The organism is Amycolatopsis sp. NPDC059657, from assembly GCF_042734395.1.
GTDB lineage: Bacteria > Actinomycetota > Actinomycetes > Mycobacteriales > Pseudonocardiaceae > Amycolatopsis.
Genome location: NZ_JBHWEB010000008.1, coordinates 86,443 through 106,708, shown reverse-complemented (window position 1 = coordinate 106,708; position 20,266 = coordinate 86,443). Strand labels below are relative to the sequence as shown.

The following is a 20,266-nucleotide window of genomic DNA, read 5'->3' as shown; positions in this document are numbered from 1 at the left end:
CAACATGACCGGCGCCCGAAATCCCTAAACTGGACCCATGACCGAGCGCAAGCCATCGGGGATGAGCTTCGAGTCGTTCATCGACAAGCAGATCCGCGAGGCCATCGAACGCGGCGAATTCGACGACCTGCCCGGCGCGGGCAAGCCGTTGCCTGGGCTGGACAAGCCGCACGACGAGCAGTGGTGGATCAAGGGCTACCTCCGCCGCGAAGGGCTCACCGCCGACGCGCTGCTGCCCGAATCGCTCCAGCTGCGCAAGGAGATCGAGCGCCTGCCCGAGACCGTCCGCGCGTTCGGGCGCGAAGACGAGGTCCGCGAGCACGTCACACAGCTCAACCGGCGGATCGCCGAGTGGCTGCGGACGCCGAGCCCGCCGCACGTGCCGCTCGGGCCGGTCGATGTCGACGCGGTCACCGATCAGTGGCGATCCGTAACCCCGTCCGCGCCTCCCGCGACTCCCCGGCAGGAGACGCCACGCCGGCGTCGATGGTGGAAGGGGAGAGACCGTGGCAAGTGAGTTCCAGCGCCGCAAGATCGCCACTGTGTTCGCCGCGATGGACGCCGACGGGGATTCGTACCTCGACGAGTCCGATTTCGAGGCGTTGACCGGGCGCTGGGTCGCGCTGCGCGGCGTGACGGCCGATTCGGCGGAGGGCGCGGGCCTGCGCGGGATCATGATGGGCTGGTGGGCGGCGCTACTGGCCGCGGCCGACCGCGACGACAAGGTCACCCTCGAGGAGGTCCTGATGGTCGTCGACCAGCTCGGCGGGATGCTCGACGCGGTGACCGGCACCGCGGAGACGATGTTCGACGCGATCGACGAAGACGGCGACGGCGCGATCTCCCGCGCCGAGTACCGCCAGCTCATCGAGGCGTGGAACGGCACGGCCACCGACACGGACGAGATCTTCGGACTGCTGGACCTCGACGGCGACGGCCACATCTCGCGCAAGGAGTTCGTCGAGCACTGGACCGAGTTCTGGGCGGGCGACAACCCCAACGCACCCGGCACCTGGGTCTTCGGGCGCTTCTAGCACGCGGGCAACCTGGGCGTTCGCGGGATTTCGGCACGCTGATCGGGCATCATCTGCGGCATGAGCCTGCCTTCTTCCGAACGTCACGCGCCCGCCAAGCCCGCTGCTGAGAGCAGTGAGCTGCTGGTCGTCCGGCGCCGGGACGTCCGGCGGCTGCCCTCGCTGGATCTGCCGGGTCTGGGCTCACTCCCGCGCGGCTACCCGCGGGATCCGCGGTATCCGTCGCCGCGCAGGCTGCGGCAGTGGCTGGCGTTCCCGATCGACATGGTCGTGCACCTCGGCGCCGCGTTCGCGGTCGGCACGGCGGCCTTCGCCGCGGGCGTTTCCGCCGGCATGACGATCCTGGTCAGCTGCGGTGCTTTTGTGGGCTTTTCGTTCGCCGACCGCGTGTTCTTGCAGCGGGCGTGCGGCGCGACGGTCGGCAAGCTGCTCACCGGGCTGTGCGTGATCCGCTGTGACAACGGTGAGCGGCCGACGGTGCGGCTGCTGATCAGGCAGTGGTTCATCGGCGTGTTCATGATCGTGGCCTCAGCGCTGGGATGAGGCCACCTCAACCCGCTTCGGCATCCACCTGAACCGGTCCGAGCGACCGTAGATCGCCCGCTGCACGGGCAGGGTCCAGCGCCGGACCCCCAATGGGCTCGTCCGATGACCGTACGTGTTTACACGGTCTCTGAACAGGGAAATCCTGGTGGAACGCCCACGAGGAGGCCAGGTGTTCATGAACGATGAAACCGGCGGGCAGTATCGGCCGCAAGGCCGGGTGGGGCTCGCGGATGTGGAACGTCTGGAGACCGCGACGCGGGTCCACCGCGCCCTCGACTACCGCAACGGCGGCGGCGCCAGCCGGGAGCGGGTGCTCGGCGAGCTCGCCAGGGAAGACGAGCTACTGGCTGGCGCCCGCACCGACGAGGTGCGTGAGCGGCTCTGCGTCGCACTGTCCGACCTGCACAACGTGGCGGGCTGGGCGAGCTTCGACCTGGGCCTGGTTTCCGCCGCACAGCACCATTTCCGCCGCGCGCTCCGTCTGGCCGAGAACACCGGCCACGACGGACTGATCGCCAACATCCGCTACCGACTCGGCCGCGTCGCGCTCCAGCATGACCAGCCAGGCGAAGCGCTGGCCCAGTTCGCGCACGGCGAAGCGGCCGCCCAGCGCGCGGGTTCCTCCCGCGCACTGGCGATCCTGCACGCCAACAAAGCGTGGGCATGGGCCAAGCGCGCCAACCACGAAGAGGCGGCGAAACTGCTGGCCAAAACGGCGGCGGAGTTCGAAAAGGCCGGCACCGACGACCGCGCGCCCTGGTCGGCCTTCTTCAACATGATCGACTTCGACGCCATGACCGGCACGGTCTACACCGAACTCGCACTGACCGGCGCCGGAAAGACCGCCGCGCGCAAGGCCATCCCGGCGTTGTCCCGCGCGTCGGTCCTCTACAGCGAGGAGATGTCACGCAGCCGCTCGTTCACGCTGATGATGCTCGCCTTCGACCACGTCGTCAGCGGCGATCGCGAGCAGGGCGTCTCGATCGGCGAGGAGGCACTGCGCACGGCCGCGAAGGTGAAGTCGGTCCGCACCAAGGCCCGCATCCGGCCCCTCTGCGTGGAGCTCGCCAAGCAGACCGACGACGCGCGGGCGACCGACCTCGCCCGCCGCATCAACATCTTCATCAAGACCCCGGTCGTTTGAGGGGTCGTGAGTGTTTTCGCCGGTTAGAACCGGCCGTACCACTCACGACCCCCGCGCCCCGGCCTACGTCATGTGTCTCGCTTCATCCGGGTCATCGGGCCCTGGTTCACGATCTCTCCGCGCGGTTCACTCGATAGGAGGTATGCATCCCTGTCTTCAGGAGCCAATGGATGGTCCGTGACGACGGCGCCGGGCCAGCCCGGGTGCTCATTGCCGACCAGGACCCCAGGGTCCGGGCGGCGCTGCGTGCGTTCCTGCGCGCTCATCCCGGCTTCGACGTGGTGGCCGAGGCCGGCAGTTCGACCGCGGCGCTGACGCTCGCCCGCGAGTGCGGGCCGACCGTCGCGCTCGTCGACGTCTCCCAGCTCGACAAGGGTGAGCGGCTGGAACTCGTCCGCGCGCTCACCGGGGAGCTGCGCATTCCCGTGGTCGCGATCGGCTTCGAAGGCCGGGTGCGCGCGGGTGCGCTGGAAGCGGGCGCGTTCCGGTTTCTCGACAAGGGGAGCGTCTCCGAACTGCTGCTGCCCGCGCTGGAACAGGCGGCCGACCACGTGGCGTGATCATGGTCTGGCAACTGTCCGCCGATTGAGTTAAATTGACTCAATCTTGTTGGTCATCCGATGAATCCGAGTGTGACCATCGGCGCGACACAACGCCGGCACCGACTGCCCGTCACATGATTTGGACCCAAACGGTGTTCGAATTCGCCCATGTGGACGCCAAATCCTAAGTCGAATGACGTAGACGCACGGCGACACTCGTCGTGCTCTGTCTCGCCTCAACCTCCTATGCCAGTTCGGTCGGTCGTCTGATGTATTCCCCTGTGACTTAGAGCACATTGGGATAGACCAGCGACGCCAGGAGGCGAGAGCAGTGACCGTGACACGGCAAACCACATCGCATCCGCAACTCAGCGTGGTCGTTTCCGATCGCGAGACCTTGACCGACGGCCAGCTCGAAGAGCTCTACCGGCTGCACGGCCGCGCCCTGCTGCGCTACCTGCTCGGGCTGACGTTCGGCGACAGTCAACTCGCCGAGGACATCATCCAGGAGACGTTCCTGCGCGCCTGGCGCAATCCGCAGCTCGCCGCCGACAGCCTCACCGCGTGCCGGTCATGGCTGATCATCGTGGCGCGCAACGTCTCCATCGACCGCCTGCGCCGCCGCGGCCGCCGCCCGCAGGAGACCGGCGACGCCGCGCTGCCGCAGATCCCGGCGCCGCACTGCGAGATGGAACGCGTCGTCACGTCCATGACACTGCGCGACGCGATGGCCAAGCTGACCCCGATGCGCCGCGAGATCTTGATCCACATGTACCTGCACGACCGCAGCCACAACGACGTCGCCGAACGGCTCGGCATCCCCATCGGCACCGTCAAATCCCGCGCCCACTCGGCGTTGCGCGCGCTGCGGGACGCGCTCGGTGAGCAAGCCGCCATCGACCTGCCCGGGATGCGGATCGCGAGTTAGCCCGGCTGATCCGGATCGGCGGATCCGGCTAGGCTCACCATCATGTCTCGCCGTTCGCCGAATACGCCCGCCCCCGACGTCGCCGGCCTGCGCGCCAGGCTCGACCGAGCCCGAGTCGCCGCAGCGAAGTCCGGCACCGACGCGTTGCTCATCACGCCCGGTTCCGACCTGCGTTATCTCATCGGCGCCGGCGGTGGTTCCTTCGAACGGCTGACCACCCTCGTCGTCCCGGCCGACGGCGCGGCCGCGCTGGTCGTGCCGAAGCTGGAAGCGCCCGGCTACGCGGACACCCCGATCGAAGAGCTCGGCATCGACATCCTCACCTGGGTCGACGGCGACGACCCGTACAAGCTGGTCGCCGGCCGCCTCGGCAAGCCGGGCCGCGTCGCGGTCAGCGACTTCACGCCCGCGCTGCACGTGCTCGCGCTGCGCGACGCACTCGGCTCCGCCGAGCAGGTGCTCGCCGGTCCGGTCGTGCGCGAGCTGCGGATGCGCAAGGACGCCGCCGAGATCGAAGCGCTGCGCACGGCGGGCGCTGCCATCGACCGCGTGCACGCCCGCGTCGGCGAGTGGCTGCGCGCCGGTCGCACCGAGGCCGAGGTCGGCGCGGACATCGCCGCCGCCATCGTCGAAGAGGGCCACACCGAGGCCGAGTTCGTCATCGTCGGCTCCGGCCCGAACGGCGCGAGCCCGCACCACAGCGTGTCGGACCGGGTGATCGAGCAGGGCGACGTGGTCGTCGTCGACATCGGCGGCCCGATCGCCGAGGGGTACAACTCCGACTCGACCCGCACCTACGCCGTCGGCGAGCCGCGCGACGCCGACGTCGCCGAGACCTACGCGATCCTGCAGCGTGCGCAGGCCGCCGCGGTCGCCGCCGTCCGGCCGGGCGTGACCGCCGAGCAGATCGATGCCGCGGCCCGCGACGTCATCGCCGAAGCCGGCTTCGGCGAGTACTTCATCCACCGCACCGGTCACGGCATCGGCCTCGACGTGCACGAGGAGCCGTACATCATCGCGGGCAACGACCTGCCGCTGGAGGCAGGCATGGCGTTCAGCGTCGAGCCCGGCATCTACCAGCCCGGCCGCTGGGGCGCCCGGATCGAGGACATCGTCGTGGTCACCGAGACCGGCGTCGAGTCCTTCAACAACCGTCCCCACGAGCTCGTCGTGCTGGGCTCGTGACCAGCCCCCTGGAGCCACTCGACCAGGCCATCGCCCGCGAACTCGCCGCCGACGGCCGGTGCAGCTTCACCGACCTCGCCGAGCGCGTCGGCCTGTCGGTTTCCGCCGTGCACCAGCGGGTCCGCCGCCTGGAACAGCGCGGCGTGATCCGTGGCTACGCCGCGCGCCTCGACGGTGAGCAGATCGGCCTGCCGCTCACGGCGTTGATCTCACTGACGCCGAACGACCCCGGCGCGCCCGACGACTACCCGCAGCGTGTCGAGCACATCACCGAGATCGAGTCGTGTTACTCGGTGGCCGGCGACGAGTCCTACATCCTGCTGGTGCGCGTCGCGTCGCCGCTGGCGCTGGAGGACCTGCTGCGGCGGATCCGTGAATCGGCGAAGGTGTCGACGCGGACCACGGTCGTGCTGTCTACGCCGTTCGAAGGACGTTCACCGACGTTGTGACCGATGGCTGGTACGGTAAAAGGTATGGCGACACGTAAGGTGACACTTTCACTGGACAGTGGAGCGCTCGAGTTCGCCGAGCGCGCGGCCAAGGCACACGGGATCTCCGTGTCGTCCTGGCTCTCGAAGGCCGCGCGGCGCGAAGCCGTCCGCACCGGCTACGTCCCGCAGAAGGCCCAGCATGCCGAGCATGCCGCGTTGGGCGACGAGGCCGATTTGGCGGCGGCGGAAGAGGACCTGCGTGCGGAGGGGTGAAGTCTGGACGTACCACCCCCCGACCGACCCGGCGCGTCAGCGCACCGTGGTGCTGTTGTCCTCGGACGGGGTGAACGACTCGGAGCGCCCGTGGCTGCTGGGCACCGAGCTGCTGGACCGGGATCCGCAGGACATCCTCGGCGTCGCCGTCGACGCCAGATACTGGGTGTCCACCCTGAACCTGACGCGCCTCTACCGGCCGTGGTTCAACGAACGGGTCGCCGAGATCGACCACGAGGTGCAGGAGCGCATCGACATCGCCTTGCGAGCCGCACTCGACCTTTAGCCGCGAAACCCCATCGCCAAGCCTGAGCAGTTGCTAGGTTCCTGGCCATGAAATGTGCTGCCTGCGGTTCCACCGCGCTGGACCAGGGTTTCGTCATGGACTCCGGCGAGGGTTCCGGCGGCTACTCACGCTGGATCGCGGGCCCGCTCAAGCGCGGCATCCTCGGCGGCGCGAAACTGATGGGCAAGACCAGGCACCCGATCGCGGCGTTCGCCTGCCGCCAATGCCACTTCCTCAACAGCTACGTCGTGCGCGAAGACGAGTGGTAGTCGTGAGTGTTTTGGCCGGTTAGAACCGGCAATACCGCTCACGACCCCTTCCTGTCAGCCGAAGAAGTCCTTGAGCACCGGAGCGTGGACCTTCGGCTTGACCATGTGGTTCTGCCCTGCCAGGTTCTGGTATTCGGCTTGGGGGAGCAGTTCGGTCAGGTTGCGCACGCCGTTGCGCATCCACTGAGGACTCTTGGCGCCGTCCGCGATCAGCGTGGGCATGGTGATGTTGGTCCACCGATCGGCAGGCAGCGGCTTGCCCTCCTGCGTCGTGCCGACGACCGCCATGTCGTACGGCAGGGTGTGCGCGACGCCCTTGATCTTCTTCCAGGCTGGCATCAGCCGCATGACCACCATCATGAACGCCGGCATGCCGACGCCGGTGACCAGGAATTCCCGCAACGCTTCCGGGCGCCGGTCGGCGGCGATGTGCTCGCGGATGCGGCCGGAGTAGCCGGTCGGGATCTCGCGGCTGTCGTCCACGATGAACGGTGGCTCGTACAGTGCGAGTTTCTCGATGGCGAGCCCGCGGGTGGCCGCTTCGAGCGCGAGTACCGCGCCGGACGAGCAGCCGAAGACCATGGCCGAGCCGCCCGCTTCCTTGATCAGCGCGTCGAGGTCCTCGACCTCGCGCTCGACCGAGTAAGGCGCGGTGTCACCGCTCTCGCCGCGGCCGCGGCGGTCGTAGGTGAAGACGGTGTAGGCCGGCGCGAGTTCGGCGGCGAGCGCGTCGAGCGGGCCCATGCCTCGGAAGCACATGGCGCCGTCGACGAGGATGATCGGCCTGCCGGAGCCGACCTTGCTGTAGGCGATCGTGGTTCCGTCGGCGGAGGTCGTGGTGGGCATGACTGATCCTTTCTAGGCGTAGAGACGGGTGAGCCGGTCGTCCCAGGCCTGCTGGTCCGGTTCGCCGTCGAAGAAGTGGTGGCCCGCGACCATCGCGCCGTGGAAACCACGCAGGAAGCGGTAAAGCGCGCCTTCGGTGCGGATGCCGAGGGTGTGCGGGTTGACGAAGTAGACAGTGCCTTCGATTCCGTCCACAACGGCACGGTCACCGACGTGGATCGGGGCGCTGAGCCCGAGTTCGCGGTGCAGCACGGTCCACGCGTGGTCCCAGTCGGAGACCGGCGGGCCGAACGCCGTGAGCGGGCGCGCGGTGCGGCCCGCGAAGTGGTTGAGGTAGGTCTCGAGTGTGGCGAAGAACAACGCTCCACCGAGCGACATGGCCTCGAACTCGTCGGCCCAGTCGTCACCGGGGAGGAAGCCGCTGGTGACCGCGCGGAGCACCGTGCTGCCGCCGTCGCGGCCCTCGATGAGGAACTCGTACGCGATGAACCGGCCGTCCTCGGACTTCGGCGACTCGTAGGCGAACCGCCTGCCCGGCTCGGCGGCCGTGACCGCCATTTCGGGGTTGTACTGGCCGAAAGCCGTGCGCACGACGCCGTTCTCGACCTCGTTGCGGCCCATGAACCACGAGTCGATGCCGGGTCCGGTCGCGATGGCGTCCCACACCTGTTCGGGCGTGGCGCCCACCACGGCCTCGTTCTCCGTCTCGAACTGATGACCCATCGCCAACTCCTCCAGTGTTCGGTGGCGCTCACTCTGCTACCGACAACTTAATTTGTCAAGCCCGTGGATGTTGTCGGCGAGTCGGGGTTTTTACCGTCCCGATGATCGGCTCGCGGCCCCAGAATCGGCTCTTCGGAGGAGGGGAGAGCATGAGTTCGACGATCGAGGTCCACCTCACCCGCGCGGAAGCACGCGCCGGTGTCACGCGGACGATCCTGACGGAGGAGCACGAGATCACGTGCGACATACCGGCACGGATCAAGGACGACACGACCTTCCAGCTGATGGAAGGCCTGTACCTGCGCGTACGGGTGGCGAAGAGCCGAGCGAAGGGCCCGCTGCTGATCGGCGTCGGCGTGGTGTCGGCGCTGATGGTGTCCGCGATCGTGATCTCCGCGATCAACAACAACACGCCGAAGACCGCCCCGCCGCCCACCACGGCCACGACCACGGCAGGCAGTAAGTCCGCTCCGGCGGTCGCGACCGTCGGCCAGTGCGTGAAGGAAGCGGTCGTGACCATGGATCTGGCCCCGGTTCCGTGCGGGCCAGGCACGCTCGAGGTGCTCGACGTGGTCAGCAAGTCGGCCACGGGTATCCCGTGCAAGCTGAGCACGGCCACGACCCACACCGCGGAGACCTACACCCCACCCTTCCTTATCTTCTGCCTGAAGAAGAACTAGGGAGGGATCAGGATGTTCGGTTCGAAGAAAAAGAAGAAGACGAAGCTCATCGATCTGATGGCGCAGCTCAGGCCCGACCTGAGTCCGGAATCGCTCGGCGTCGGGCCCGACTTCCCTGGCGTCGCCCCGAACCCGCTCATGAGCGGTGCCGCGATGAAGCGCATGGCGGAACTGCGTACGGGGGCGCTCGCGCTCGGCGTTCTCGTCGACTGGCGGGAGGTCAACAGCAATCCACGCGTGGTACTGATGCTCGACGTGGAGACCGCCGACGGCCTGTCGTTCCGCGGTATCGCGGACGAAAGCCTCACGATCACCGAGCTCACCCGGCTCGTCCCAGGACAGACGTTGCCCGTGCGCTACCGGCCTGCCGTCATGGACCACTACGTCGCCCTTGCCAGGGACGCGGACCCCGCCCACGTGCGGCAGCTCTCTGACATGATCGCGAGCCGCAAGCGGACCTGACCCGAATCACGGGATCGGCCGCTCGTCAGTTCGCGGTGACCTCGGGCGCCGGATGCAGATTGCCGTCGGCGCCGGTCAGGCAGGCGGCGTTTCCGTCGGGCGTGCCGAGGAATTCGCTCAGGCAGCGCGCCATCTGGGCATGGCCGGCCGCGTTGGGGTGGAACGACTCCTGCAGCGCGTGCGGTGCCCGGTCGAGGTCCTTGAGATCCTGCAGCTGCAACGTCAGCCGGGTGAACCACTCGCGGCCCGTGTCCGCGCCGCCGCTGCACGCCTCATGCCCGCCGCCGGACCTGGAAAGGTCGAGGAACCGCGCGCCCGCCTGTTTCGCGGCCAGTTTCAATCCGACCGCCAAGCTCTTGACCGCCTCCTGGCTGACCCAGGCGAGGTCCTCGACGCGGAACGGGCAGCCGTTGAGCGTGCGCAGGTTCTCCGGGATGCCGGGGCCGATCGGCGCGGCGTAGGACTGCAGCACCAGCTGGTAGTCCGACGGCACGTAGCCCGCGTCGGCGAGCACCTTCTTGATGTCGCCGAGCGCGTTGACCACCTTGGGCACCATCGCGTCCACAGTGGACTGCCAGGATTTGCGGATCGCCTCGCTGCACGGCGGCCCGCTCGCGGAGAACCAGGCCTTGAAGCAGCCGTTCACCAGCGCGGAGAAGTGCGGGTCGTCGTTGGCGCCGACGGCGACCACGACGGCCGTCACCCGGTGGTCCTTGAGCAGCGCGGCCAGCTGCTGCGACTGCGACGGCTCGGTCCACTGCTTCACGTCGCCCAGCCCGACCTGGGCGGCGGGGGCGCCGGAGCAGGCGAGGTTGATCCGCGCGTCGATGCCGGTCAGCTTGGTGAGGTTGACGAACGCGTTGGGCGAACGGTGGCACCAGTTGCCGTTCGCGCCGTTGGTCTCGGGGGTGTAGACGCCGGCGCCCTCGCCGGACACGGTGCTGTCACCCATCGACACCAGGGTGAGCGGCCCGGTGCCGGGCGGCCCCTGCCTCGGGTTGGGTCTGCCGACCTGGCTCTCCGGCCCCGCCAGCACGAACACCGCCACGAGTGCGCCCACGAACAGGAGCGCGGCCACCCCCCATTGCCACTTCAGCTTTCGCATCGCCGCCCAGCCTACCGGTGCGCCGTTTGTACCAACCGGGTTGCATCTGAGGTGACTTGTATTTCCTCCGGTGTTGGGCCGCTCTTTACTGGAAGAGCAGTCGGGAGGGTGAGGAAGATGAAGGGGTACCGGAACGCCATTTTCGTTGTCACGGCGCTATTCGTGGGCGGTTGTCAAAGTCCTGCGTCGCTGGGAGGGTCGCAGCCAGAGGGACGGCCGACAGAATTGTCCGTCGACTCCTCCGCGGAGCAGTCCGATGGGGGAACCGAGCCGACCGAGGTCACGACGACTCGGCCAGGGAATTCCCCCGCGCCGAAAACCACCGGCAAGGTGCCGAAGGTGCTCGGTATCCCGATCGACTATCAGCCCAGCGAAATCCAGTACATGGAGGTCTCGCGCGCGGAGGCCTACATCACCCGCCAGGTCTCCGAACTCACCTTGTGCGCCCCGGCGAAATGCACGATCAAACTGACCCGCAAATACGTGTCCGATCCGTACCCGTTCGATCCGCCGGAAGGTCAACCGCCCGTCCAATGCGCGGTCCAGGGCGGCGAATGGGTCGGGCCGCGGGTTTCCGGCGGGACGTTCCAGCTTATCGTGCTGAGCCCGTGCGGCAAGAATCCCTCGGCGAAGAAGACCCCCACCACGACCACGAGCAAGTCCTCCAGCCCGGCGACGAAAACGTCATGAGGTCGACGCGGCTGAGGCGGCCGGTCGCGCCACCGGAGGGCAGCGACGAGGACCCCGGCCTATCCCGCGCGGTCAAGCTCGTCGGGTCGTTCGTAGCCAACACGACCTTGCTGACCGCGCTGGTGTTCTACTTCGGATTTGTTTACACACAACAGTATTTCGGCTATTTCCGGGTGCACTACACACTGCTGAACCAGACCACACCGGAAATACTCGCCCGCGGCGTGGACGGCCTGTTCATGCCGCTCTCCGTCGTCACGGGCGCGCTCCTCATCGTGCTGTGCGTGATCCGCTACGTGCGGAAGCGGCTCACGGCCGATGCCTGGTCGAAGGTCTTGCGCGTGAGCACCCCGCTGGCCGCGCTCGCCGGGCTCGCGCTGCTCGGCGCGGCCGGTTTCGTCGCACTGGACCCGTCGCACCGCTCGCTGGGAATCCCCGGGCTGCCGGGGCTCGCGTTCGCGGTCGGGGTGCTGCTGCTGATCTTCGCCTGGCATCGGGTGATCGCGGGTACGAACGTGGTGGAAGGCGCGATCGCCATCCTGCTGATCACGATCGGCTTGTTCTGGGCGGTCGGCGAGTACTCGGTTGCGCTGGGCCGCTATCAGGGCTGGTGGGAGGAGACGGTCCGGCTGCCGACGGCGCCGGACGCGCTCGTCTACAGCGCCAAGAGCCTCAACCTGTCGACACGTGGCGTCCACGAGGTCGTCTGCAAGCAGCCCGACGCCGCGTACCGCTACCGCTACGACGGCCTCAAGCTCCTGCTCCAGTCGGGTGGGCAGCTTGTCCTGCTCCCGGCGCGCTGGACGGCGGAATCAGGACCGGCGATCGTGCTGCCGCGTACCGATTCGATCCGGCTCGAGTTCGTGACCACGAGCGCCGGTTCCTGCTAGGTCAGCACGCCGTCGAGCAGCCGCACCCTGCGGTCGGCGATCTTGTGCACCAGGTCGTCGTGCGTGGCGACGATGACGGCGGCGCCCTCTTCGGCACAGCGCCGCAGCAGCCTGAGCACCGCCGGGGTGCTGGCCGCGTCGAGGTGCGCGGTCGGCTCGTCGGTGAGCAGCACCTTCGGCTTGCCGGAGACGGCACGCGCCAGCGCGACCCGTTGCTGCTGGCCGAAGGACACTTCCAGTGGATACCGGTCGGCCAGTTCGCCGATGCCGAGTTCGTCCAGCAGCTCGGTCACCCTGGACTGGATCGCGGACCGGCTCAACCGCGGGATGTCCGAACGCAGACGCAACGGCAGCGCGACGTTCTCGGCGGCCGTCAGCTCGGTTGCCAGGCCCAGTGCCTGCGGCAGTACCGCGCAGGTGTGCCACGGGGGCGCGCCCGCGATCGGGACGCCGTCGAGCAGGATGCTGCCGTCGTCGGGCGAGTCGAAGCCGGAGAGCAGTGCCAGCAGCGCGCTCTTGCCGGACCCGGAACGGCCCGAGACTGTGACCAGCTCACCGGCGGCGACCCGGAGTTCCAAGCCGCGCAACACTTCCACGTCGCCGCTGGGGTGGGTGAACTTCCGTCTGAGGCCGAGCGCCTCGAGTGCGGGAGGTTTCATGCGACGCTCTCCAGTTTGCCGTCGCGCAGCCTCGCGACCCGCGCGCCGAGGCTGATCAGCCGCTCGTCGTGCGAGGTGACGAGCACCGCGAAGTCCTGCGCGACGAGGTAGCGCAGGGTGTCGAGTACGAGGTCGGCCGACGCCTCGTCGAGCTGGGAGGTCGGCTCGTCGGCGAGGATGACCGTGGCCTGGCGGGCGAGCGCGCAGCCGAACGCGAGCCGTTGCTGCTGGCCGCCGGAGAGCGCGGTGATGTCCCAGCCGCCGGTGCCGTCGAGGCCGAGCTGCCCGAGAATGTCGTCGGGACGGCAGGTGACCTTGGCCGAGTCGGCCGCCGCGCGCAGGTTGTCGGCGACGCTGAGGTAGCCGAGCAGGTTGTCCGCCGGGTTCTGCAGCACCAGGCCCAGATGCTTGCGCCGCAACGCCCGGCGCGCGCGGTGCCGCATCGCGCCGAGGTCGGCGCCCTGGAACCTGACCTCGCCGCGCGCCGGTGGCTCGAAGAGGCCGAGCACGCGCAGCAGCGTCGACTTGCCGGAGCCGGACGGCCCGGCCAGCACGGTGATGCCGTTCGCCGGGATGTCGAGAGTGACGTCGTCGATGCCGGTGACCACCCCGGCCGGGGTGCGGTAGTCGACGCCGACGCCGCGCAGCTTGAAGATCTCAGGCACGGATCAGCTCCGCGGTACGGGCGGTCCGCACCGAGCGGACCGCGAGCCATCCCGCCAGCGCCACCACGAGCGCGCTGATCACCAGCACGCTCGCGACGAAGCCGGTCGGGTCGGGCAGCTGGGAACGCGGCGACAGGAACGTCGCGGGATCCAAGCGTGGCAAGGAAAGCCCGGCGACGGTGACCCCGCACGCGACGCCGGTCGCCGCGGCGAGCGTCATCAGCGCGCCGAGTTCGATCAGGTGACTGCCCAGCAGCGCGCGCAGCCGCATGCCCATGCGCAGCACGAGCGCGCCGGCGAGCGCGTTCTGCCGCCGCCGCGTCTCGACGGCGACGAGCAGCGCCAGTACGGCCACCACCCCGAGCACGGCGCCGAGCAGCGTCAGGAACTCGACCGTCCACTCGACCACGTAGAACGGCAACGCGTTGAGCGCGCCGGACTTGCTGACCGCGTCGAGCCTGCCGATGCCCGCCGCGTCCAGCGCCGCGAGCGCGCTGTCCTGCGACACGGTCGAAACGATGCTCCACCGTCCGATGTCGGCGAGCTTCGACTTCGACAGGACGTTGCGCGAGATGACATAGCTGACCTGCGTGCCCAGAATCGGGAAGCCGGGCAGGTGACCGACGACCGTCGAGTTCGGCAGCGGAGGCAGGGAACTCGGCGGGCCGACGCGGATCGCCGGTACCGGTGCGTTCGGGGCGCCGTCGAGTCGCGCGATCAGCGCGTCGACCTCGTCGCGCGGCAGGGCGCCGAATTCGGCGGACTTGGCGAACGTCGCGGGGTCGATGACCAGCACGACCCCGCTGGCGTCGCTGATCCGCCCGACGACGGTGCTGGTGTCGCGCAGCGCTTCCGGCAACGCCTTGGTCCCGAGCCCGAGAGCGCTTTCAGTGTCGACACGAACATTGCCGCCGACGAAGAAGCCTGCCTTGGTCTGCAAGGCTTCCTGTTGCCCCGTGGCGATACTGGTGCCCGCGGCGAGCATGCCGATGGCGAGTGTGCTGATCACCAGCACCCCGGTGACCGGCGCGCGAGCGCTGGCCAGCCGCCGGATCGCCAGCTGCAGCGCCGGGCGCGACCAGAAGCGCGCGCGGTGCGAGGCGTGCAGCAGCAGCCAGACGAGCCGCGCCGCGACCAGACCGGCGGTGAGCACCACGAAGACCGGATAGGTCAGCGCGAGCGGGTCGATCGCGGGCAGCGGGTCGCCGAGTTTGCCGGCGTCGCCGTAGCCGACCATGCGGTTCCAGCTGATGACGGCCATCGCGGCGGTGGTGAGCTCCCAGGGGAACAGCCGGAGCACGCGGGTGAAGCGGCCGCTGCCGTGCACGCGTGCCAGTTCGAACTCGCGGTGCGCGCGGACCGCGATCACGCCGACCAGCAGCACGAGCGACACCACCAGCACGGCCGCGCTGAGCGCGAAGCCGAGCGTGATGGCTTCGCCGCCGACATCGCCGCCTGGTCCGTACACCTTGAGCAGGCCCCTGGCGAGCAGTCCGCCCGCGACGCCGCCGAGCACGATCGCCGGGCCGAGTTCGACCGCGGCGAGCCCGCCGAGCGAGACCGGCGCGCTGCCGCGCGACGCGAGCAGCCGCAGCCTGGTGTGGCGGCGCTGGTACCACTGGAGCGCGACGGTGGCGATGCCCGCGCAGCCGACCAGCACGCTGATCGCGGCCAGCGGCAGGATCGACACCAGCACGTTGTGCTCGGTCTGCCGCGCGATGCTGAGCGACCGTTCGAACGGGAGCGAGCCGTAGACGACGTCGCCGAGATCCGCGCGGACATCGGCGACCATCGCGCGGGCGCGCTCGGTGAGATCTTCGGCGGCGGCCAGCGACCGCGGCGCCGGCTCGTAGAAGGTGATGCTGACCTGGTCGAGCACGGCGATGTCGAGCCGGCGCATGGCGTCGTCGAAGGTGGCGCGGTCGGTGGCGAACAGGACGGCGCCGGTCACCACCTTGTCGTCGACCCGGTTCTCCACCGCCCACGGCTGCTGGGAGCACCACCAGCGCGGCTCGGGCCTGGTGAGGTCTTGATAGGTGCCGCTGACCGGTGGCATCGGGTTGCCGAGGAACGTGCCGGTGGCGCCGAGCCCGGTGCGGGTGGCGCCGCTGAGCGTCTCGCCCATCCAGAGGCCGGGTGCGCGATCCCCGCTGACCTGCTTGAGCTGGTCCAGCCCGCCATCGCGGTAGGCGAGGCGGGTGCGGTAGGCGGATCCACCGTATTCCGACCGCATGACCGGGGTGTACATGCCGGTCACCGGCGTGCCGAAACCGTGCTGCGCGGCGCGTTTCGCGATCGCCTCGTTCACCGCGGGGATGGCAGAAGGCTTGGCGAGGTGCGCGGTGAACATCGGCCCGTACTCGTCGGGGCAGACGACGCCGGACTGGTGCTGGGCGGTCGCGCCGCCCGCCGCCGAGGCGTGCAGCACCGCCGCGGTGGCCAGGAAGCACGCGATGAGCGCGGTCACCGCCGCGACGATCATGGTCAACGGGCTGGAAAACGCGGCTTTTCCAGCCCCGCGCCAAGGCAGCTGCATGAGCGCGAACGTAGCGGTTCGCCGCCGTGGCCACGATCGAATTGGCGAATTCGTTGCTTGTTGTGTAGCAAAGTTGGAAACGCGGACCCGCCCGGGATCTGGGGGTGCCCCCGGACGGGTCCGCTGCTGCCGGCCCGAGTGGGGGCGGACCGGCGACGGTCTTCGCGGCGGCTGCCGGCCCTGGGGAAAGCCTGCCCGACTTCGCGTAGACCTCGGAGGGGGTCTCCCTGGAACCGCCCTCGCTTCAGGACACGGACCCGCGGCCGAGATGGTTCGGGCCAAAACGATTGTCACCCGAACGGTGCAGCCCGGCCGTGCCATGGGGTCGCGAGTGGTCCGGCCGGCTCTAACCCAATGTCGGGTAGTCAAGGGTCGGGCAGGTTGGTCAAGCCCGCTGCTCGGCGGGTGCCGCGGGGGTGGTTGAACGTTGCGAACGTTGCGAACGGGGCGTTCGCAACGCTGAGCGACACATACGCCCCGTTCATTCCGTCCACCCCAAAAAGCGGGCAAATGCGACATAGCGGGGCGAAATTCAGCCGCTTGAGTCCTTTGTGGATGTTAGATGCTTGCGGTCGGGCCACCGACGCAGGCCAAGCCTCGACTACCCAGCATTGGGTTCTACTGAGGGGAAACGCAAAAGTGGCGTGATCGTGGATTCGGCTTGGGCGTGGGGGTCGTGAGTGGTACGGCCGGTTCTAACCGGCGAAAACACTCACGAGCTCGTGGCTTAGCTGACGCCGCGCGGCCGGAACTGGATGCTGATGCGCGGGCCGACGGCTTTGCCGGTCTTGGGGATCGCGTGGTCCCAGGTCCGCTGGCACGAGCCGCCCATGACGATGAGGTCCCCATGGCCGAGCGCGCGCCGGATGACCTCGCCGCCGCCCTTCGGCCGCAACGCGAGCACCCGCGGCGCGCCGACCGACAAGATCGCGACCATGGTGTCCTCGGCGGCGCCGCGGCCGATCGTGTCGCCGTGCCAGGCGACGCTGTCGGCGCCGTCGCGGTACAGGCAAAGCCCGGCGGTGCGGAACGGCTCGCCGAGCTCCCGCGCGTAGTGCGCGCTCAACGCGTCGCGAGCCTCGGCGAGGATCGGCTGGGGGAGCGGGTCGCCTTCACGGTAGGAGCTGAGCAGCCGGGGCACGGCCACGACCCGGTCGTACATCTGGCGCCGTTCGGCTCGCCATGGCACGTGCTCGGCGAGCAGGTCGAACAGCGTGCTCGCGCCCGCGAGCCAGGCCGGGAGCACGTCGATCCAGGCGCCCCGGCCGAGGATCGTGCGCCGAACGTTCTGCAACGAGCCGAGGCTCATTTCCCCGGTGTCGTCGAAGAGCGAACCCTGCAGTGCCGCTGACATGCCACCCAGCATACTCGAACATGTGTTCTAGTGAAGAACTAGCGCGAGTACCTGGTCAGGAGCACGCCGTCGGGAAACGTCCGGGTCTCCGCCAGCGTCAGGTTCACCCAGTTGTCCAGTGCCGTGAAGAACGGCGTGCCGCTGCCCACCAGTACCGGTGCGGTGACCAGCACGTACTCGTCGATCAGCCCGGCCCGCATCGCCGCCGCGGCGAGGGTGGCGCCCCCGATGTCGATGGGGCCGCCGTCCTCGGCCTTGAGCCGGGTGATCTCGGTGACCGCGTCGCCGGTGACCAGGCGGGCGTTCCAGTCCACCGTGCTGATCGTGGAGGAGAACACCACCTTCGGCATGTCCAGCCAGCGGCGGGAGTACTCGATCGCCGCCGGCGTGGCACCGGGCTGCCGCCCTGCCGTCGGCCAGTGGGAACTCATCGTCTCCCACAGTTTGCGCCCGTACAGCGCCAGCTCGGTCGCCCCCACCCGGTCGGACCACCACTGGAACAGCTCGTCGCTCGGCACGCTCCAGCCGAGATCGTCGCCGGGCGCGGCGATGTAGCCGTCCAGGCTGACGTTCATGGCAAAGGTCAGTTTCCGCATGACGTCAGCCTGACGCATGACATCTAGCCGCGCGCGGGGACCGTGATGGGCACGCAGGGGTAGTCGCCCTGGGCGATGGGGGCTTCCGGCGTCGGGGCGCAGAGCTTGAAGTCGGTACCGGTGACCGAATCCGGGATTTCGAAGCCCGCCAAGCCGATCAGCGTCTCGCCTGGCTTGACCGTCGTGCCCATGGGCGGCTCCATCCACGAGTGGCCGCGCCACTCACCCTTGGCAACGGGGTCGAGCCGGCTCACCGGCCTGCCACTGCTGAAGCACGCGCTCGTCCCGGCCGCCGCGTCGCAGCCGCCCGCGGACGCCGGGTAGCGGACCGCGAGACGGTCGAGCCGGACGCTCTCGACGCCACGGTCGGCGAGGTCGGGCGTCACGGCGACGTACACGCCGAGGAAGTGGAAACCGGGCCTGGCAGGCTTGCGCATGAGCTCGGCGGCCCAGGTGGCGTCGACCGGTTTCACGCGCACGCCCAGCTTCTCGTTCATGTTGGTGAACACCACGTGCTCGCCGGGGTAGTCGGCGAACGTGCTTCCACCGGACTGCGGGGCGGCACTCGGCTGACCGGCCCGCGGCTGCGTCGCCTTGATCGGCACGCACGGGAACTTGGCCCTGGTCGTCCGTTGCTCTTTGCTCGGCGCGCACAGCTCGAACGTGGTGGTGTCCACGTTGTCCGCGACCTTGAAGCCCGCGACGCCGATCACCGTCTCGCCCGTTTTGATGTCGGTGCCCATCACGGTCGACTTCTCCCACTTGTGCTCGCGCCAGGTGTTGTCGGCGACCTTCGCGAGGTCGCTGTAGGGCCAGGACTCGCTGAAGCAAGAGGTCTCGTTGTTGAACAGCTCGGTTTTGCCGCACTTGCCGCCCGCGGGCTGGTACTTGATCTCCAGGTCCTTGAGCTGCACATTTTCGACGCCGCGGTCAGCCAGTTCGCCGGTGACGGCGAGGTAGACCGCGAGGTAGTGGTAGCCGGGGTCGGCGGGCACCCCGGCCAGGTCGGCCGCCCACATCGAGTCGACGGGCTTGATCCGCGTGGCGGGCTTCGCGGGGTGATCGAAGAACTTGAGCTCACCGCCGGGGAACTCGTCGAACGGGGTGAACTTCGGCGCGGCCGGCGCGGATGGCTCCGACTCGTCCGTGGGCGCGGCCGCACCGGGGATCTTGTCGCCACCCGAACAAGCCGTGGTCAGCAGAATCAGCCCGGCGGCCAGTGCGGCCAGGAAGCGACTCGACATGTAACACTCCTCATCGATCTGTCACAAACTTGCGGATGTGACGTACCGCGGTGGCGATCGGTTCCCGGATCACTTCGACGGCTTCGTCGTCGTAAGGGGTCGGGTCACGGTTGATGATGACCAGCTTCGCGCCTGCCCGCACGGCGATCGAGCACAGCGACGCGGCGGGCTCGACCTGCAGCGAGCTTCCGATGGCCAGGAACAGCTGGCTCGCGGCCGCGATGGTGCGCGCCTGGCTGAGCACGTCGGCGTCGAGCGGCTGTCCGAACAGGACGATCGCGAGCTTGAGGACGCCGCCGCAGTTCAGGCACGGCGGATCCGGCTCGGCCGGGATCCTGGCCAGCACGCTTTCGGTCGCCGTCTTCGCGCCGCACCGTGTGCAGACGGTCGAGCGCATCGAGCCGTGCAGTTCGAGCACCTTGCGTCCGGCGAGTGTGGTGCGCCGGTGCAGCCCGTCGATGTTCTGGGTCAGTACCCGCACCGCGAGCCCGGCCGCGTCGAGTCCGGCGAGCGCGTGGTGGGCGTCGTTCGGCTCCGCGCGCCACGCGGCGTGATCCACGTACGTGCGCCAGAACCGGCGGCGCACCTCGGCGTCGGCCATGTAGTTGGCGTAGGTGAACAGGCTCGCCGCGTCCGGGTTCTTCGTCCAGACGCCCTCGGGGCCGCGGTAGTCGGGGATCCCGGAGTCGGTGGAGATGCCGGCGCCGGTGAGCACCGCGATCCGGGTGACGCCGTCCGACCAGTGGTTCTCGTGCATGGACCCGAACGTAGAGCCGCGAAATCCATTGGACGACCGGTTTTGCGGCGTGCCCGGCGGTTTCTCAGCCGGGTCCTAGGAAGCGCGGGCAAACTGGCGTCACCGGGCGAAAGGATCACCATGAGCGCACTGGGTTATCTGCTGGGGGTCTTGCTGACCTTGTTCGAGATCGTGCTGATCGCGCGGCTCATCCTGGACTGGAGTGTGAGCCTGGCCGGGCGGCTGCCGTCGTGGACGTACCGGGCGCGCGGCCTGACGCACACCGTCACCGAGCCGGTGATCCGGCCGGTGCGCAGGCTGCTGCCGCCGGTGCGGGCCGGCGCGATGTCGCTGGACCTGGCGTTCACCGTGGTGTTCGTGATCGTGGTGATCCTGCAGGGGGTTGCGTTCAGTCTCTGAGGTTCGAGCCTTGATAGGTAGG

Annotated in this window: 26 protein-coding genes; 16 read left to right on the top strand and 10 right to left on the bottom strand. The window is 68.9% G+C overall.

Translation table 11 applies throughout. The annotated features are described in order from the left end of the window. The first annotated feature begins 37 nt into the window (after positions 1-37). The 11 genes from ACFV15_RS07040 to ACFV15_RS06990 all read left to right on the top strand — a co-directional run bounded on the left by ACFV15_RS07040 (position 38) and on the right by ACFV15_RS06990 (position 6,638). Positions 38-517: a DUF1992 domain-containing protein gene (locus ACFV15_RS07040; RefSeq protein ID WP_378349234.1), complete on the top strand. Its 480-nt coding sequence runs from the start codon at positions 38-40 to the stop codon at positions 515-517. Beyond that, the gene (locus ACFV15_RS07035) at positions 507-1,034 is read left to right on the top strand and encodes an EF-hand domain-containing protein (RefSeq protein WP_378349233.1); all 528 of its coding nucleotides are present in this window, start codon (positions 507-509) and stop codon (positions 1,032-1,034) included. Before ACFV15_RS07040 ends, ACFV15_RS07035 begins: the two co-directional genes overlap by 11 nt. Before the next feature lie 60 nt (positions 1,035-1,094). Further along, positions 1,095-1,577: an RDD family protein gene (locus tag ACFV15_RS07030; RefSeq protein WP_378349232.1), complete on the top strand. Its 483-nt coding sequence runs from the start codon at positions 1,095-1,097 to the stop codon at positions 1,575-1,577. Between the two features lie 178 nt (positions 1,578-1,755). Then, positions 1,756-2,724 (top strand): hypothetical protein, encoded by a 969-nt coding sequence (locus ACFV15_RS07025; RefSeq protein ID WP_378349231.1) that lies wholly within the window; start codon positions 1,756-1,758, stop codon positions 2,722-2,724. A 170-nt stretch (positions 2,725-2,894) separates the two neighbouring features. Beyond that, on the top strand, positions 2,895-3,284 hold the full coding sequence (locus ACFV15_RS07020; RefSeq protein ID WP_378349230.1) for a response regulator transcription factor: 390 nt from the start codon (positions 2,895-2,897) through the stop codon (positions 3,282-3,284). Between the two features lie 319 nt (positions 3,285-3,603). After that, on the top strand, positions 3,604-4,194 hold the full coding sequence (locus ACFV15_RS07015) for a sigma-70 family RNA polymerase sigma factor (RefSeq protein ID WP_378349229.1): 591 nt from the start codon (positions 3,604-3,606) through the stop codon (positions 4,192-4,194). A gap of 42 nt (positions 4,195-4,236) precedes the next feature. Continuing rightward, positions 4,237-5,379, top strand: a complete 1,143-nt coding sequence (locus ACFV15_RS07010) for a M24 family metallopeptidase (RefSeq protein ID WP_378349228.1) — start codon at positions 4,237-4,239, stop codon at positions 5,377-5,379. Further along, entirely contained in the window at positions 5,376-5,828 is a 453-nt protein-coding gene (locus tag ACFV15_RS07005; RefSeq protein WP_091287340.1) for an Lrp/AsnC family transcriptional regulator, read from the top strand. Before ACFV15_RS07010 ends, ACFV15_RS07005 begins: the two co-directional genes overlap by 4 nt. Before the next feature lie 24 nt (positions 5,829-5,852). Next, complete coding sequence (locus ACFV15_RS07000; protein ID WP_091287343.1) at positions 5,853-6,083, top strand: hypothetical protein; 231 nt, start codon at positions 5,853-5,855, stop codon at positions 6,081-6,083. Then, positions 6,070-6,369, top strand: coding sequence for a hypothetical protein (locus ACFV15_RS06995; protein ID WP_091287346.1), 300 nt, complete (start codon positions 6,070-6,072; stop codon positions 6,367-6,369). Before ACFV15_RS07000 ends, ACFV15_RS06995 begins: the two co-directional genes overlap by 14 nt. 47 nt (positions 6,370-6,416) lie before the next feature. Beyond that, positions 6,417-6,638 (top strand): hypothetical protein, encoded by a 222-nt coding sequence (locus ACFV15_RS06990; protein WP_378349226.1) that lies wholly within the window; start codon positions 6,417-6,419, stop codon positions 6,636-6,638. Positions 6,639-6,692: 54 nt separating this feature from the next. On the opposite strand, the gene ACFV15_RS06985 is transcribed toward ACFV15_RS06990, so the two are convergent. Both ACFV15_RS06985 and ACFV15_RS06980 read right to left on the bottom strand, forming a co-directional pair. Beyond that, on the bottom strand, positions 6,693-7,484 hold the full coding sequence (locus ACFV15_RS06985; RefSeq protein ID WP_378349225.1) for an alpha/beta fold hydrolase: 792 nt from the start codon (positions 7,482-7,484) through the stop codon (positions 6,693-6,695). 12 nt (positions 7,485-7,496) lie between these two features. After that, entirely contained in the window at positions 7,497-8,207 is a 711-nt protein-coding gene (locus ACFV15_RS06980; RefSeq protein WP_378349224.1) for an SRPBCC domain-containing protein, read from the bottom strand. A 149-nt stretch (positions 8,208-8,356) separates the two neighbouring features. Between ACFV15_RS06980 and ACFV15_RS06975 the strand changes: the two genes are divergently transcribed. Further along, the gene (locus ACFV15_RS06975; RefSeq protein ID WP_378349223.1) at positions 8,357-8,887 is read left to right on the top strand and encodes a hypothetical protein; all 531 of its coding nucleotides are present in this window, start codon (positions 8,357-8,359) and stop codon (positions 8,885-8,887) included. 12 nt (positions 8,888-8,899) lie between these two features. Further along, complete coding sequence (locus tag ACFV15_RS06970; protein ID WP_378349222.1) at positions 8,900-9,349, top strand: hypothetical protein; 450 nt, start codon at positions 8,900-8,902, stop codon at positions 9,347-9,349. A gap of 25 nt (positions 9,350-9,374) precedes the next feature. On the opposite strand, the gene ACFV15_RS06965 is transcribed toward ACFV15_RS06970, so the two are convergent. Next, entirely contained in the window at positions 9,375-10,454 is a 1,080-nt protein-coding gene (locus ACFV15_RS06965; RefSeq protein ID WP_378349221.1) for a GDSL-type esterase/lipase family protein, read from the bottom strand. A gap of 225 nt (positions 10,455-10,679) precedes the next feature. On the opposite strand from ACFV15_RS06965, the gene ACFV15_RS06960 reads away from it, so the two are divergent. Next, on the top strand, positions 10,680-11,144 hold the full coding sequence (locus ACFV15_RS06960) for a hypothetical protein (protein WP_378349220.1): 465 nt from the start codon (positions 10,680-10,682) through the stop codon (positions 11,142-11,144). Then, positions 11,141-12,034, top strand: coding sequence for a hypothetical protein (locus tag ACFV15_RS06955; protein WP_378349218.1), 894 nt, complete (start codon positions 11,141-11,143; stop codon positions 12,032-12,034). Before ACFV15_RS06960 ends, ACFV15_RS06955 begins: the two co-directional genes overlap by 4 nt. Here the strand turns inward: ACFV15_RS06955 and ACFV15_RS06950 are convergent. From ACFV15_RS06950 to ACFV15_RS06920, 7 genes are all read right to left on the bottom strand, one after another. Next, a complete protein-coding gene (locus ACFV15_RS06950) occupies positions 12,031-12,693 on the bottom strand; it encodes an ABC transporter ATP-binding protein (protein WP_378349217.1) in 663 nt (220 codons plus the stop codon). The two genes, ACFV15_RS06955 and ACFV15_RS06950, sit on opposite strands and share 4 nt — an antisense overlap. Further along, on the bottom strand, positions 12,690-13,358 hold the full coding sequence (locus ACFV15_RS06945; RefSeq protein ID WP_378349216.1) for an ABC transporter ATP-binding protein: 669 nt from the start codon (positions 13,356-13,358) through the stop codon (positions 12,690-12,692). Before ACFV15_RS06945 ends, ACFV15_RS06950 begins: the two co-directional genes overlap by 4 nt. Then, entirely contained in the window at positions 13,351-15,894 is a 2,544-nt protein-coding gene (locus ACFV15_RS06940) for an ABC transporter permease (protein ID WP_378349215.1), read from the bottom strand. The genes ACFV15_RS06945 and ACFV15_RS06940 overlap by 8 nt, the downstream gene beginning before the upstream one ends. A 727-nt stretch (positions 15,895-16,621) precedes the next feature. Further along, on the bottom strand, positions 16,622-17,248 hold the full coding sequence (locus tag ACFV15_RS06935) for an alpha-ketoglutarate-dependent dioxygenase AlkB (RefSeq protein WP_378349213.1): 627 nt from the start codon (positions 17,246-17,248) through the stop codon (positions 16,622-16,624). 38 nt (positions 17,249-17,286) lie between these two features. Further along, the gene (locus ACFV15_RS06930) at positions 17,287-17,844 is read right to left on the bottom strand and encodes a dihydrofolate reductase family protein (protein WP_378349211.1); all 558 of its coding nucleotides are present in this window, start codon (positions 17,842-17,844) and stop codon (positions 17,287-17,289) included. Positions 17,845-17,867: 23 nt separating this feature from the next. Next, entirely contained in the window at positions 17,868-19,088 is a 1,221-nt protein-coding gene (locus ACFV15_RS06925) for a hypothetical protein (RefSeq protein ID WP_378349210.1), read from the bottom strand. Between the two features lie 10 nt (positions 19,089-19,098). Next, a complete protein-coding gene (locus ACFV15_RS06920) occupies positions 19,099-19,845 on the bottom strand; it encodes an NAD-dependent deacetylase (RefSeq protein ID WP_378349209.1) in 747 nt (248 codons plus the stop codon). A gap of 120 nt (positions 19,846-19,965) precedes the next feature. On the opposite strand from ACFV15_RS06920, the gene ACFV15_RS06915 reads away from it, so the two are divergent. Next, a complete protein-coding gene (locus tag ACFV15_RS06915; RefSeq protein WP_378349208.1) occupies positions 19,966-20,244 on the top strand; it encodes a YggT family protein in 279 nt (92 codons plus the stop codon). Positions 20,245-20,266 lie beyond the last annotated feature (22 nt).

What these genes read in the sequence shown, in the direction of transcription:
- ACFV15_RS07020 (WP_378349230.1), top strand. Translation starts at nt 2,895, where the DNA reads ATGGTCCGTGACGACGGCGCCGGGCCAGCCCGGGTGCTCATTGCCGAC.
- ACFV15_RS06985 (WP_378349225.1), bottom strand. Translation starts at nt 7,484, where the DNA reads ATGCCCACCACGACCTCCGCCGACGGAACCACGATCGCCTACAGCAAG.
- ACFV15_RS06950 (WP_378349217.1), bottom strand. Translation starts at nt 12,693, where the DNA reads ATGAAACCTCCCGCACTCGAGGCGCTCGGCCTCAGACGGAAGTTCACC.
- ACFV15_RS06920 (WP_378349209.1), bottom strand. Translation starts at nt 19,845, where the DNA reads ATGCACGAGAACCACTGGTCGGACGGCGTCACCCGGATCGCGGTGCTC.
- ACFV15_RS07030 (WP_378349232.1), top strand. Translation starts at nt 1,095, where the DNA reads ATGAGCCTGCCTTCTTCCGAACGTCACGCGCCCGCCAAGCCCGCTGCT.
- ACFV15_RS06935 (WP_378349213.1), bottom strand. Translation starts at nt 17,248, where the DNA reads ATGTCAGCGGCACTGCAGGGTTCGCTCTTCGACGACACCGGGGAAATG.
- ACFV15_RS06955 (WP_378349218.1), top strand. Translation starts at nt 11,141, where the DNA reads ATGAGGTCGACGCGGCTGAGGCGGCCGGTCGCGCCACCGGAGGGCAGC.
- ACFV15_RS06975 (WP_378349223.1), top strand. Translation starts at nt 8,357, where the DNA reads ATGAGTTCGACGATCGAGGTCCACCTCACCCGCGCGGAAGCACGCGCC.
- ACFV15_RS06940 (WP_378349215.1), bottom strand. Translation starts at nt 15,894, where the DNA reads ATGCAGCTGCCTTGGCGCGGGGCTGGAAAAGCCGCGTTTTCCAGCCCG.
- ACFV15_RS07025 (WP_378349231.1), top strand. Translation starts at nt 1,756, where the DNA reads ATGAACGATGAAACCGGCGGGCAGTATCGGCCGCAAGGCCGGGTGGGG.
- ACFV15_RS06990 (WP_378349226.1), top strand. Translation starts at nt 6,417, where the DNA reads ATGAAATGTGCTGCCTGCGGTTCCACCGCGCTGGACCAGGGTTTCGTC.
- ACFV15_RS07040 (WP_378349234.1), top strand. Translation starts at nt 38, where the DNA reads ATGACCGAGCGCAAGCCATCGGGGATGAGCTTCGAGTCGTTCATCGAC.
- ACFV15_RS07010 (WP_378349228.1), top strand. Translation starts at nt 4,237, where the DNA reads ATGTCTCGCCGTTCGCCGAATACGCCCGCCCCCGACGTCGCCGGCCTG.
- ACFV15_RS06925 (WP_378349210.1), bottom strand. Translation starts at nt 19,088, where the DNA reads ATGTCGAGTCGCTTCCTGGCCGCACTGGCCGCCGGGCTGATTCTGCTG.
- ACFV15_RS06980 (WP_378349224.1), bottom strand. Translation starts at nt 8,207, where the DNA reads ATGGGTCATCAGTTCGAGACGGAGAACGAGGCCGTGGTGGGCGCCACG.
- ACFV15_RS06970 (WP_378349222.1), top strand. Translation starts at nt 8,900, where the DNA reads ATGTTCGGTTCGAAGAAAAAGAAGAAGACGAAGCTCATCGATCTGATG.
- ACFV15_RS06915 (WP_378349208.1), top strand. Translation starts at nt 19,966, where the DNA reads ATGAGCGCACTGGGTTATCTGCTGGGGGTCTTGCTGACCTTGTTCGAG.
- ACFV15_RS07000 (WP_091287343.1), top strand. Translation starts at nt 5,853, where the DNA reads ATGGCGACACGTAAGGTGACACTTTCACTGGACAGTGGAGCGCTCGAG.
- ACFV15_RS06930 (WP_378349211.1), bottom strand. Translation starts at nt 17,844, where the DNA reads ATGCGGAAACTGACCTTTGCCATGAACGTCAGCCTGGACGGCTACATC.
- ACFV15_RS06965 (WP_378349221.1), bottom strand. Translation starts at nt 10,454, where the DNA reads ATGCGAAAGCTGAAGTGGCAATGGGGGGTGGCCGCGCTCCTGTTCGTG.